At 72.8% G+C, this 12,840-nt stretch carries 10 protein-coding genes and 1 pseudogene; 6 read left to right on the top strand and 5 right to left on the bottom strand.

Going from position 1 to position 12,840, the window contains the following annotated elements:
* Positions 1-31 precede the first annotated feature (31 nt).
* Together QF027_RS21825 and QF027_RS21820 are read left to right on the top strand one after the other, a co-directional pair.
* Positions 32-743: pseudogene (locus QF027_RS21825) on the top strand (maleylpyruvate isomerase family mycothiol-dependent enzyme).
* Positions 744-832: 89 nt separating this feature from the next.
* Positions 833-1,525, top strand: a complete 693-nt coding sequence (locus QF027_RS21820; protein ID WP_307076445.1) for a copper homeostasis protein CutC — start codon at positions 833-835, stop codon at positions 1,523-1,525.
* A gap of 106 nt (positions 1,526-1,631) precedes the next feature.
* Here QF027_RS21820 and QF027_RS21815 read toward each other — a convergent pair whose 3' ends face one another.
* Both QF027_RS21815 and QF027_RS21810 read right to left on the bottom strand, forming a co-directional pair.
* The gene (locus QF027_RS21815) at positions 1,632-2,330 is read right to left on the bottom strand and encodes a hypothetical protein (RefSeq protein WP_307076442.1); all 699 of its coding nucleotides are present in this window, start codon (positions 2,328-2,330) and stop codon (positions 1,632-1,634) included.
* 447 nt (positions 2,331-2,777) lie between these two features.
* Positions 2,778-4,748, bottom strand: coding sequence for a HelD family protein (locus QF027_RS21810; RefSeq protein ID WP_307082452.1), 1,971 nt, complete (start codon positions 4,746-4,748; stop codon positions 2,778-2,780).
* Between the two features lie 376 nt (positions 4,749-5,124).
* Between QF027_RS21810 and QF027_RS21805 the strand changes: the two genes are divergently transcribed.
* Positions 5,125-5,313, top strand: coding sequence for a hypothetical protein (locus tag QF027_RS21805; RefSeq protein WP_306979686.1), 189 nt, complete (start codon positions 5,125-5,127; stop codon positions 5,311-5,313).
* Between the two features lie 72 nt (positions 5,314-5,385).
* Complete coding sequence (locus tag QF027_RS21800; RefSeq protein ID WP_307076440.1) at positions 5,386-5,748, top strand: hypothetical protein; 363 nt, start codon at positions 5,386-5,388, stop codon at positions 5,746-5,748.
* 13 nt (positions 5,749-5,761) lie between these two features.
* Here the strand turns inward: QF027_RS21800 and QF027_RS21795 are convergent, their stop codons facing one another.
* Entirely contained in the window at positions 5,762-7,411 is a 1,650-nt protein-coding gene (locus QF027_RS21795) for a DNA repair helicase XPB (RefSeq protein WP_307076438.1), read from the bottom strand.
* A 138-nt stretch (positions 7,412-7,549) separates the two neighbouring features.
* Between QF027_RS21795 and QF027_RS21790 the strand changes: the two genes are divergently transcribed.
* Entirely contained in the window at positions 7,550-8,098 is a 549-nt protein-coding gene (locus tag QF027_RS21790; RefSeq protein ID WP_307076436.1) for a hypothetical protein, read from the top strand.
* A 3-nt stretch (positions 8,099-8,101) separates the two neighbouring features.
* Here QF027_RS21790 and QF027_RS21785 read toward each other — a convergent pair whose 3' ends face one another.
* Positions 8,102-9,001, bottom strand: coding sequence for a UTP--glucose-1-phosphate uridylyltransferase (locus tag QF027_RS21785; RefSeq protein ID WP_306979694.1), 900 nt, complete (start codon positions 8,999-9,001; stop codon positions 8,102-8,104).
* Between the two features lie 100 nt (positions 9,002-9,101).
* A complete protein-coding gene (locus QF027_RS21780) occupies positions 9,102-11,624 on the bottom strand; it encodes a helicase C-terminal domain-containing protein (RefSeq protein WP_307076434.1) in 2,523 nt (840 codons plus the stop codon).
* Between the two features lie 133 nt (positions 11,625-11,757).
* Here QF027_RS21780 and QF027_RS21775 point away from each other — a divergent pair, with 133 nt between their 5' ends.
* Complete coding sequence (locus QF027_RS21775) at positions 11,758-12,816, top strand: hypothetical protein (protein ID WP_307076432.1); 1,059 nt, start codon at positions 11,758-11,760, stop codon at positions 12,814-12,816.
* Positions 12,817-12,840: the final 24 nt, after the last annotated feature.

The raw sequence follows: 12,840 nt of genomic DNA, 5'->3' as shown, positions 1-12,840 counted from the left end.
CCGCGCGGCGCGCCTTGGCAGTTTGACCCCCATGACTACGGACGTGGCTACCGACGCCGTACGTGATCCCGACCTCCCCGGCCGCCTCCTGACCAGCGAGCGCGCGACGCCCTGATCCCCCTCCTGCGCTCCCGCCCGGACGCCGATTTCGCGCTGCCGACGCGGGCGTGTCAGGGGTGGAGCGTGCGGGACGTGCTGGCGCACTGTTCGTCCGCGCTGACGCGGGTGGTGGAGGGCCGGTTCGAGAAGGGGGTCTTCTCGCCCGCGTCGAACGACCGGGACATCGCCGAGCGCGCGGACGGGTCGAACCGGCAGGTCGTGGACGAGCTGGAGCGCGGGATGACGGAGGCCGGGCCGGTGATCGCCGGAGCAGGTGGGGTGCTGGACATCATCGCGTTGGGGGTGGGGGTCCCCCCACGCCCTTAAGGCAGTGGGGGAGGGTGCATGCGGGGGATGTACGGGACGTCCTCGGGGAGCCGGGGGCGTACGCGGGTGCCGGCCTTCCGGACGCGCTCGCCCTGCTGGCCCGGACCACCTGGGAGCGCGGTCACCTGCCCCTCCACGCCGACGTCGACGACCTGGACGAACCGCTGCGCCTGGGCGATGTGGCCGGTGACCGCACTCCGGCGCGGTACATCGGGGACGCGGCGACCCTCGTACGGCTGTACTCGGGGCGTCCGGTGGAGGGGCGGGGGTACGAGCTCGCGGGGGCTGAGGCGAAGGAGCTGAACATCTTCGGCTGAGATGCGCTGGTGAGCGGGACCCCGGAGCGGCGTATTCTGGAATTGGACTAGACCTGTAGCCGCCCGAGACCGTCGACGAATGGGGTCCCATGAGCAAGCGTGCAGTCCTGGAGGTGATCGCCCTGGACGCCGAGGACGCGATCGCCGCCCAGGCCGGAGGCGCGGACCGGCTGGAACTGGTGACCGACATGGCGGCGGACGGTCTGACGCCGACGGTCTCGACGGTCGCCGCGATCCGGGCCGCCGTGGACATCCCGGTGCGGGTGATGCTTCGGCTGTCGGACGGGTTCGGGGCGGGGGACGTCTCGCGGGTGGCCCGGGCGGCCCGGGAGGTGGCGGACGCCGGGGCCCAGGAGTTCGTGCTGGGGTTCCTGGACGTGTCCGGTGAGGTGGACCTGGCGGCCGTCGAGCGGGTGGCCGCGGAGGTGGACGGCTGCCGCTGGACCTTCCACCGGGCCATCGACCACGCGGCGGACCGGGACGCGCTGCGCAAGCAGCTCGCGGACCTGCCCGGCCTGGACACGTACCTCACGGCAGGGTCGGCGGCCGGAGTCGACGAGGGGCTTCCCGTGCTGCTCGCGGAGGCGGCGCGGGCGGGGGAACCGGGGTACGAACAGCAGCTCCTCGTCGGTGGGGGGCTGCGGCTGGACCATGTGCGGGGGCTGCGGGCGGCGGGGATCGACGCGTTCCACATCGGGGGTGCGGCGAGGCCGGGCGGCTGGGAGGCACCGGTGTCGGCGGAGGCGGTACGGGAGTGGCGGCGGGTCCTGGACGAAGGGTGAGCAGAACTTCTCGGGGCCGCGGGGCTGTGACGTCAGCGGCTCCGCGCGGGGCGCGACCAGCCGCGACTAACCCGCGCCCGGCGGACGGCAGTGCGAGGCGGCCCCGTCAGCCCTTCAGTGGGCGCAGACACAAGGGCCTGTCGTGGTCCTTGCTGTACATCGGGCCGACGGAATGGTCCCCGGACGTGCACGTGTCGTTCGTCCAGGGATGAACGCGGTACTGCGCGGCCGAGGAGTCACAGGGCTCGGCCTTGAGGTCCTCGTAGGGCCAGGTCGCGTCGTTGCGGGCACACGAGCCGACGGTCAGGGTCGGGTAGACCTGGTTCGGGTAGTCGGACAGCCCACCGCTCTCACTGCTTTTGCTGCTCTCCCGGCTCGGCCCGACCACCGCGCCGATGATCACGAGCAGTGTGAACGCGAACACCGCCAGGCCCAGCAATCCCATCGGGATCAGGGCCAGGATGCCCGCCGGCCGCTTGAACACCGGCTTGCCGGGGTCCAGGGGCGGCCGGAAACCCGGCCCGACCGGTTCCGGGATCCGTCGGATGCCGGACAGCGCGCCGAGGTTGGTCAGCAGGGTGAAGGGCGTGATCAGCAGCGACAGCGGACCCCACCAGCCCAGCACCATCGTGTCCGCCTGCATGTCCCGGAAGCTCGCCAGCGCGCAGGTGCGGCAGAACAGCCCCTCGCGTTTCAGGAACTTCATGATCACCACCATGCCCTGGTGACCCCGGACCGTCACCGGCGCGGCGGGTGCCGCCCCGCAGATCTGACAGGCCGCCGGTCCCGGTCCGCCCGCGGGCATCCCACCGCCGTACTGCTGCGGCCGACCGGGGGCGGGCATCTGCTGGTACGGGCCGGGGGCGGGTGCTTGCTGGTACGCCCCGGGCGTCGGCCCTTGCTGGTACGCCCCGGGCGTCGGCCCTTGCTGGTACGCCCCGGGAGCCGGTGGCTGCTGATACGGCCCCGGAGCGGGCGTCTGCTGGTACGGCCCGTGCTGGTACGGCCCGGGGGTGGGAGCCTGCTGAAACCTCCCGGGAGCCGGCAGCTGCTGATGCGGCCCCGGAGTCTGCTGGTACGCCCCAGGAGCCGGTGGCTGCCGATAAGGCCCCGGAGCGGGCGCCTGCTCATACGTCCCCTGAACCGGCGTCTGCGGATAAGGCCCCGGAGTAGGCGGATTCACGGGATGCGAGGGCGGTGGCGTGCTCAACGGGGGCCTCTCCGGGGGGACATGGCGGAACGGAGCAGCACCCTACCCGGCGAGCGCCGCCGGCAACGGCGCCGCGTGGGTGACGATCAGCCCCGACACCGCTCGGGTCAGCGCCACGTACAGCCGCCGCAGGCCCGTGCGTTCGTCCGGTTCGCCGTCCACCACCGCCTGCGGCTCGTCCAGGACGACGTAGTCGTACTCGAGGCCCTTGGCGAGGGACGCCGGGACCAGGGTCAGACGGGTTTCGGCCGTCGTCTCCTCACCGGGGGCCAGGTGGCCGATGCCGGCCGTGGTCAGCGCCGCCGCCAGCTCCGGGACGCGGGCGTCGGCGGCGATCAGACCGGTCGAGCCCTCGTTGCGCAGCAACTCCTCGCACGCGGCGACCACTTGGTCCGTGGTCTCCACGGGGCGGACATCGAAGAAGCCCGGGTTCTCCCGGACCGACGCGACCGGGGTCAGGCCCGGCGCGATGTGCGGGAGGAGGCGGGAGGCGTAGGTGATGACGTCCGTCGGCACGCGGAAACCCGCCGTCAACTCCTCGATCACCCCGTCGGACTTGCCCAGGTGGGCCAGCGCCTCGTCCCAACTCCGCGTCGCCCAGGGTGTGGTGCCCTGCGCGAGGTCGCCGAGGACGGTCGCCGAACCCGTGGAGCAGCGGCGGCCGACCGCGCGGTACTGCATGGGGGACAGATCCTGCGCCTCGTCGAGGACCACGTGCCCCAGGGAGTGCGTGCGCTCCACGATGTCCGTCGCCTCGTCGATCAGCACCGCGTCCGCGGCGGACCACTTGGCCGACTTCACGCTCCGGACCGGCTTGCTCCACAGAATCGTCTTCTGCTCGTCCTCGTCGAGGATCCCCTCCGCGTGGACGGCGAGGAAGTCCGCGTCCGTCAGCAGCCGGAGCACCAGCTTCGCCGGATCCACCGGCGGCCAGATCGCCTTGACCGCCGCCTTCACCGCCGCGTTACGGGCCACCGCGTCCTGCACCCGGTCGTCCGGCGCCTCCCCGGACCGCTCCATCTGCACCAGCACGGCGTGCGCGATGCGCTGCGGGAGCGCCTCGCGGGCGGCGCCGTAACGGATGCCCCGGTCGAGCAACTCCCGGACGATCTCCTCGATCTCGTACGCCGGGACCCGCCACCTGCGCGACCCGCGGACGACCATCACCGGCTCGGTGGGCATGGTCACGTGCGCGTACACGGCCCGCTTGAGCACCTCCGCCATCCTCGCGTCGCCCTTGAGGACGGCGGCGGCCGCGTCGTCGGTGCCGCGCACCTCCAGGCCCGCCGACACCAGGTCGTCGACGGTCGCCTGCTTCACCGTCAACTCACCCAGAGCGGGCAGCACTTGCTCGATGTAGTGCAGGAAGGAACGGTTCGGCCCGATGACGAGGGTGCCGGTGCGGGCGAGCCGCTCGCGATGGGCGTAGAGCAGATACGCGACCCGGTGCAGGCCGACGGCGGTCTTCCCGGTGCCGGGACCCCCCTGTACGCAGACCGTGCCGCCGAGTCCGGACCGTACGATCTCGTCCTGCTCGGGCTGGATGGTCGCGACGATGTCGCGCATCGGGCCGACGCGCGGGCGCTCGATCTCCCGCTGGAGCAGCTTGCTGGTGGTCGCGGCCTCGGCGGGGTCGGAGAGGTGCTCGTCCTCGTAGGCCGTGATCTCGCCGCGCGTGTAGCCGAAACGTCGGCGCAGCCCGATGTCCATCGGGTCCTTCTTGGACGCCCGGTAGAACGGCTGCGAGACCGGCGCACGCCAGTCGATCACCATCGGGTCGCCGTCGTGGTCGTGGACGTGCCGGCGGCCGATGTAGAAGCGCTCGCCCTCCGCGCCTTCCGCCCGGTCGGCGCCGGGGGAGTGCAGGTAGTCGAGGCGGCCGAAGAAGAGGGGGGTGTCGCTGAGGTCGGCCAGCGACTTGATGCGCTCGCCGATCTGGCGGGCCAGGACCTCGGCGTTGACCCAGTTCGCGGTGACGTCCTTGATGTCCAGCGACTCGGCGTCCTCACGCATGGCGCGCAGTGCGGCACGGGAGCCGGCGAGGTGGGAGCGTTCGCGGGCGAGGGGGTCGTCGGCTACGGGCACGGGCGTGGGCGGCCTGGACAAGGGGGTGCCTCCGAAGGTGCTGCGGGGTGGATGGCTGCCGGGTGGACGGCAGCGGTGTGCCGGCCGGTTTCCGTCCGGTCGGCGGCGCTCCGGGAGGGAGGCGGGCAAGAGCGGAGATTCTAGACCGGCGGGGTGTGAGGCGGCCAACGAATTTTCCCGCGTCTCAGGGTCGGGCCCGCCGTCCCGTAGGGGTGCCTCCACCCAGGGGGTGTACTCAGGTAGCACAGGAAGTGGCTACCTGGGACCGATGCCCTCCTTATGCCTCGAAGGCCACTATGGAGACATGAGTGCAGCGACCTTCACCCCAGCTCCCGGTCGCCCGTCCGGGGCGACCCCCCTCTCCGGCCTCACCCACCGCCACCGCGTCGGCCAGGCCCTGCGAGCCGTCCGCGTCATCGCCGGCGCCGCCTTCGACGTGGTCATACTCGGCGAGTACGGCGAGGAGGCGGGCGTCGTCCGGCGTCACCGGTGAGTACGGGGCACGGTCCGGGATGAGTACCCGAGCCGATGCCTGTCCGTCCCCTCGGGCGGTTCACTCGGACGCATGACGACAGCGACCGCACCGGTTCACGCCACCGACCAGGACCGCCACGCCTGGGTGGCCCCCCTCATCGCGACGATCCTCCTGGTCCTCCTCGGACCGCCCGCCCTCCTCTTCGGCGGCCTGTCCGCGATGGCCGGCGACTCCTGCGGCCCCGACGGCTGCCCGTCGGCACTGACGACCTCCGTGACCGCGATCTACGCGACCCTGGGGTTCGGGATCCTGGTCACCCTGCCCGCGCTCGTCGCCTCCTGGGCGCTGCCCTGGCACCGCCGCTGGTCGGCCCTGCGTGCATGGCTGGCGGCCCTGGCGGTGCTGCCGCCGCTGACCGTACTGGTGCTGGTCTTCACGCTCCCGATGCCGTGACCCGGGCTCCGATTCACGCGCTGTCGTCGGCCAGGATCTCGTCCGCGTCCACGATCCGGTAGGCGTACCCCTGCTCGGCGAGGAACCGCTGGCGGTGGGCGGCGAAGTCCTGGTCGAGCGTGTCGCGGGCGACGACGGAGTAGAAGTGCGCCTGGTGGCCGTCCGCCTTCGGGCGCAGTACCCGCCCCAGCCGCTGCGCCTCCTCCTGCCGTGATCCGAACGTCCCCGAGACCTGGATGGCGACCGTCGCCTCCGGCAGGTCGATCGAGAAGTTCGCGACCTTCGACACCACCAGCACGCTGATCTCGCCCTGCCGGAAGGCCTCGAAGAGCTTCTCGCGCTGGGCGTTGGAGGTCTCGCCCTTGATGACGGGAGCGTTCAGATGCTCGCCGAGTTCGTCGAGCTGGTCGATGTACTGGCCGATCACCAGGATCTGCTGGCCCGCGAACCGCCGAACAAGAGCCTCCGTGACCTTCCGCTTCGTCGCGGTCGTGGCACAGAAGCGGTACTTCTCCTCCTGCTCGGCGGTGGCGTAGGCGAGCCGCTCGGAGTCGGTCAGGTTCACCCGCACCTCGACACAGTCGGCCGGCGCGATGTACCCCTGCGCCTCGATCTCCTTCCACGGCGCGTCGAACCGCTTGGGCCCGATGAGCGAGAAGACGTCCGACTCCCGCCCGTCCTCCCGCACGAGGGTCGCGGTCAGCCCGAGTCTGCGCCGGGCCTGGAGGTCGGCGGTGAACTTGAAGACGGGCGCCGGCAGCAGGTGCACCTCGTCGTAGAGGATGAGCCCCCAGTCCCGGGAGTCGAAGAGTTCGAGGTGCGGATAGACGCCCTTCCGCCGGGTCGTCAGCACCTGGTAGGTGGCGATGGTGACGGGCCGGATCTCCTTCCGCGTCCCGCTGTACTCGCCGATCTCCTCCTCGGTCAGGGAGGTGCGCTTGATGAGCTCGTGCTTCCACTGCCGGGCCGAGACGGTGTTGGTGACGAGGATGAGGGTGGTCGACTTGGCCTGCGCCATGGCCCCGGCGCCGACGAGGGTCTTACCGGCACCACAGGGCAGCACCACGACCCCGCTGCCGCCGTGCCAGAAGTTCTCCACGGCCTGCTTCTGATAGGGCCTGAGCGCCCACCCGTGCTCGTCCAGCTCGATCGCGTGCGCCTCGCCGTCGACGTACCCCGCGAGGTCCTCGGCGGGCCAGCCCAGCTTCAGCAGCGTCTGCTTGATCTGCCCGCGCTCGGAGGGGTGCACGACCACGGTGTCCGGGTCGAGCCGCGCCCCCACCAGCGGGATGATCCGCTTCGAGCGCAGGATCTCCTCCAGCACCGGCCGGTCGGTGGTGGTGAGCACGAGCCCGTGCGCGGGGTGCTTGCTGAGCGTGAGCCGCCCGTACCGGTCCATCGTCTCGGCGACGTCGACGAGCAGGGCGTGCGGCACCGGATACCGGCTGTACTGCACCAGCGCGTCGACCACCTGCTCGGCGTCGTGTCCGGCGGCCCGCGCGTTCCACAGCCCCAGCGGGGTCACCCGGTAGGTGTGGATGTGCTCGGGCGCCCGCTCCAGCTCCGCGAACGGCGCGATGGCCCGACGGCACTCGTCGGCCTGCTCGTGATCGACCTCGAGCAGCAGGGTCTTGTCGGACTGGACGATGAGAGGACCGTTCACGTACATGCATCCTTCCGCACGGGCCAAACGTCCAGTGTGCCTCAACCAGGGACGATCAAGGGAGCTCGGCGGCGTGCAACCCCGTCCCCTGCTCGTGTGTCTTGACTGACGGGAGCGGGGTGGGGAGGACACATGGGGATGTCTGCGGGCAGATGGGTGGTCGGCGGGGGAGCGGTCGCGGTGCTGGTGGCGACCGGTGCCTACGCGATGTGGCCGGCGACCGACGTCGACACACGGCTGTGGGACGAGGTCCGGCCGTTGATCGAGGCCCGGATCACGGCCGACGCGCGGGGCAGTGGATACGGCGAGACGGTGCCCGCCCTGAAGGCACGCTGGTTCTGCCGGGCGGAGGCGCTCGGCCTCCAGGAGCACGGGGACGACGTGCGGGCGGACGTCACCACGCTGTGCGTGGAGTACGGCGTGCGCCACGACACCCTGGTGGAGTGCAGCGCCGGGCAGGTCCCGCAGGTGGTGCGGCTGGAGCGGGATCACGCGGCCGCGGGCGGCTACCGGGTCGTGTCCCAGGAAGAGGCTCCCGACGGTGCCGGGAACGCCCGGTGGACGAGGGACCGCTTCGGGATCGTCGGTGCCTCGCTCGCGCAGGACGCGATGTCCTCCGGCGCCCTGGAGGACAAGGCCCGCACCCACTTCGGCCTGCCCGCGGGCGCCGCCGTCGTGGACTGCTGACCGTCAGGGCCGGTCCTCGGCGAGTTCGGCCAGCCGGCGCAGGTGGGGGCCGTACTCCGGGTCGGCGAGCGCGGCGGCGAACTGGGCCGTGAGGTAGGCCAGCGGATTGCCGGTGTCGTACCAGCGGCCCTGGATGACCTGGCCGTAGACGGCCTTGCTGCTCGCGTAGGCGTTGATGGCGTCCGTCAGGTAGATCTCGCCGGTCCGGTGCTCGTACCAGCGCTCGGTCTGGCTGCGCAGCTCCTCGATGATGCCCGGGGTGATGACATAGCCGCCGATGGCCGCGTAGGCGGAGGGCGCGTCCTGCGGCTTCGGCTTCTCGACCAGGCCGGTGATGCGCAGCAGCCCGTCACCGAGGTCCTCCTTGACCCGGGGCACGCCGTAGCGCTGCGAGTCGGCCGGGTCCATCGGCAGCAGGGCGAGGACCGGGCAGCTGGTCGCCTCGTAGGCGCGGATCAGCTGCTGGGCGCGCGGGACCTCGGCCACGAAGACGTCGTCCGGCCACAGGACCAGGACCGGCTCGTCGCCGACGTTGCGCGCGGCGTTGAGGACCGGGGTGCCGTTGCCGTACGGGCCGTGCTGGTCGAGGTAGGTGATGTGCCCGAGCCGGGAGAGCTCGCCGACCTCCTCCACGGCGTCCGCGTAGGCCGTCTTGCCGTCCGCCCGCAGCTGCGCGACAAGGGCCGGGTTGGGGCGGAAGTGGTCCTGGATCAGGCCCTTGCCGCCGGAGACGACGATGGTGATGTCGGTGATGCCGGACGCCACCAGTTCCCGGACGGTGTGCTCGATGACCGGCTTGTCGCCGACCGGCAGCATCTCCTTCGGGGTCGCCTTCGTCAGGGGCAGGAGACGGGATCCCAGCCCCGCCGCGGGGATGACCGCCCTGCGGATCGTCGTTGCCATGAAATCCCCTTCGCCGAAGACACCGAGTGTGCCGGACACGCGGTCCTGTCCAGGAGAGCGTTTCCCCTCCGCCCCCTCCCGGAAGCGCCGGTTTCGAGCCCTACGTCTCCTCCGCCAGCTCCGCCACCCCGGTCACCCGGTGCAGCGGATAGGTGCGGACCTCGTCCGCGGTGTGGTCGTAGGCCGTGACGAAGCCGCCCTCGACACGGACGGGGGCGATGAGGCGTTGGCTGGCGGCACCTTCGGCGTTGACGTAACCGATCCACAGGGCCTCGCCGGTGAGGACGGCGGCCTGCATGGTGGCGAGGGTCTCGGCGGAGTTGGTGCGGGGCAGCTCGCCGGTGGCGGGCGGGGGCCGGTCGGTCTGTCTGCGGGGGGTCGTCGAGGCCAGGTCACCTGCCCGGATCGCCCGGATCGCGGCCGACAGGAGCGTCGCGTCGGGGATCGGCGGGCCGTCCGGGACGGGTTCGGGGGCCGTGCGGAGCGGGGTGCGGTGGGCGTGGGCGCGGGTGATCAGGACGTCGCCCTCCGCGGACTCGGCGGCCGGGGCGAAGCCCATCGCGCGCAGGCCGTCCAGCAGTGACGCCGGGTCGGCCTGCGCGGCCAGCACCGTCGGGGCCAGGCGGCGCAGACGCAGGCCCGCGGCGCGCTTGTCGGCGAGGATCTCGTTGAGGACGGCGTCGTCGTCGCAGCGGACGTAGGCGGAGGCCGCGCCGACCCGCAGGTGACCGTGCCTGCGCGCCACGTCGTCGATGAGATACGTCAGTGGCTGCGGCACCGGCGTCCGGGCGTGTGCGGCGAGGAAGGCGTGCAGGTCGGAGGCGGACTGGCCGGCGTCCAGAGCACGGCGTACCGAGCCGGGGGTGAAGCGGTAGACCGTCGCCCCGCCCTTCGACTCCACGTCGGCCAGCACGTCCAGCACGTCGGCCAACGACCGTTGCAACGGACCGGGGGCCACCGCGGTCAGGTCGGCCTGGAGCAGGACGTGGTCCAGCGGCTCGGGCAGCAACGGCGCGAGCAGCCGGGCGGCCGCGGCGGACGCGGTGGCCTGCTCGGCGGGGGAGAGGGGTTCCGCGACGGTGGGGCGATGGTGCACGGGCAGCTTGTCCCCGGGGCCCTGCGGTGCCTGGTCCGGTGTCTTCGGGGCGGTCGCGCCCAGCAGCGCCCGCCCGTGCCCCGACAGCGCCCCCCGTCCCGTCACTCCCAGCAGCTCCGCCTCTGCCAGCGTCCACTCGGCGAGCCGTGACCGCAGGTCGTCCTCGCGCTGCGGACCCCGCAGCGGACGCTCCCAGCGCAGCCGGGCCAGCACCGACTCCTTCGACGGCGACGCGCCTTCCGGCAGCCCCGCCAGCAGCGTCAGCACCCGGTGCCGTACCTCTGGCGCCGCACCGCGGTCGAGTCCCGGGCCCAGCGTCGACAGCGTGCGTTCCTTCGCGTCCCGGCCGCCCACCAGGCCGGACACCCGCGTCGCCGTCAGCCAGGCCTCCACCAGACGGACCCAGCGCTGTGCCGCGGGCTGCTCCAGCCACTCGTCGTGGGCCGGGGTCGCCGCGTACCGTTCCTCCGCCTCACCGTCGGAGGCCAGCAGGCCCGCCGCGTACGCCAGCTCGACCCAGAACGCGGCGACCGGTTCCGCCACGTCCAGGGCGACGGCCGTGCGCTTGAGGTCGCGGACGCTGAGGCCGCCCGCTCGCAGCACCGCGGGCCCGCCCTCGTCCCAGTCCTTCAGCAGCTCCTCGACGGTCGCGAGCGCGGTGTACGCCTGCCCGGCCGCCGTCGCGTCCACAACCTGTGGACGGTGCGTCGCCGCGGGTTCCACGGTCGGCGGCAGCGGCTCCACCGCGCGGTGCGCACGGCCGCCGCGCAGATGCAGGGCCACTTCCCGCGGGAGTACGACCGTCCCGGGCGCCGTCGGCACCAGCAGCCCCAGGTCCAGCAGGCGCCGCAGATGGGCCGCCGGGTCGGCGGTGACCTGGCCGTACGGCGGGCCCCACACCAGCCGGGTGAGCACCTCCCGTGACTCCTCCGGGAGCCCGGCGAGCAGCGCGGACATCCGCTTGCTGTCCCTGAACAGGGCGGTCAGCGACGCCACCGCCGACACCGCGTCGTGGGTCGAGCCGAGCCCCGTCGCCGTCACGATGTCCTGGATGCGGCCCGGCGACATCCCCGCCGTGGCCTCCTGCACGGTCGGCCCGAGCCCGGTCGGCGACGGATGCTGCGGCGAGGGCGCGAGCAGCTCCCGGGCGGTGCGCACCAGCCGCAGCCGGTCGTCGTCGCCCCACACCAGGGCCTGCTCCCGCAGCGTGGCAAGGGCACGAGGGAGCGCCGAAGAGACGGCCGGGTCGCCGCCGTCGCCGGTCAGCAGCGCCCGCAGTTCCTCGTACGGCGCCGGGTCCGCGGCCACGGCCAGTGCCTCCGCCGTCTGCAACGCGAAACGGTCCAGCCGCTCCAGCGCCCGCACCACCGACGCCCGCGTCCCGGCCCGGGTCGCGAGCTGCGTCAGGTCCGTGGGAACGGGGGTGATGAGGTCGGGGCGGGCACGCAGAAGCGCGGCCAGGGAGGCGTCGTCCCTGGCCCGGAGCGCTTCCGCGAGGGAGCGCGGCGGTACGGCCGGGTTGCTCATCCGACCAACGGTAGCGGGTTGCCTGCGGCGGCCGGGCCGAGCAGGTGCGGTCCGCGGGGGTGCGCGTCCCCGGGGGCGGTGCGCTAGTTTCGTCCCACGAGGGAGCCAACGCACCAACCCCGGAGGGGACTTCGTGGGTATCGAGAGCGACCAGGTCGTCTACGAGTATCTGAGCCGCGTCGGAGACGTCGCGCAGCAGCGGCAGTTGCCGTCGTCCACCCGGATGAGACTCGTCTCGGAGTTGCGCAACGAGATCGACCGGCGGCGCGCCAAGGTCACCGTGGACTCGCCCGCCGCCGTGCGCCGGATCATCGCCAGGCTGGGCAGCCCCGACGAGGTGGTCACCGCCGCCGGAGGCACGGCGGGCAGTGCCCCGCAGACGCCGGTCGTCTCCATGCCCGTACAGCGGAACCGTGAGCCGGAGGAGACCGAGCGGCCCAAGGGCCTGCGCAAGGTCGTCCCCCGGCCGCGCCCCGGGACCCCGCCGCAGCCCGCCCCGGCCGCCGACCGCGACCCGTCCCACGGGCCGCATCTGGCCGGCCTTGACGAGCTCGGCGACAGTGCGGCGCAGCCCGACTGGTGGCGGGTGGACAGCAGTCCCTTCGGTGTCGGCGACAGCGTGCCGGGTTTCGTGGGCGGAGTGGAGATCCCGGAGCTGCTCAAGCCCCCGCCGCCCAAGGAGGAGAAGAAACCCGAGCTCGCGCCGGCCGTGGAGCAGGCGGCGCAGGCGCCGGTGGTGAAGACCCGTACCGCCTGGTGGAGGCCGAAGACGGTCGCGAAGGCCGCGGAACCGGTCGTCGAGGCCGTCCCGGCCCGCAGGCGCCCCTTCCTCCGGGCCGTCGGCTCGGGAGCCGGCGGCTGGAGCAACCCCCTCCTCCTGCTCGCCGCCGCCCTGCTCGTCGCCGGTGCCGTGCTCGGCAACCTGCTCGTCCTGATCGTCGGCTGGCTCATCGCCTGGGCCTCGCGCCGGCTGTCCGACACCGAGACCAAATGGGCCGTCGTGTTCCTGCCCGGCCTCTCGCTCACCGCGGGGCTCGTCTGGCTGTGGGGGAGGAACGAGGGCCGCTGGGGCGAGCCCATCGCCCAGGGCCACATGAACGACGCGATCTCCGAGACGTGGCCATGGGTGGTGCGGGGCGCGGCCGTGGCGTCGGCGCTGTTCCTGGTGTGGCGCTCGCAGCGGCAGCGGTAGGCCGCGTAAATCCGGTGTCCGCTC

The organism is Streptomyces canus (genome assembly GCF_030816965.1).
Classification (GTDB): Bacteria; Actinomycetota; Actinomycetes; order Streptomycetales; family Streptomycetaceae; genus Streptomyces; species Streptomyces canus_E.
Note: the sequence above shows the minus strand (reverse complement) of the source record. Positions and strands in the feature narration are given on the sequence as shown.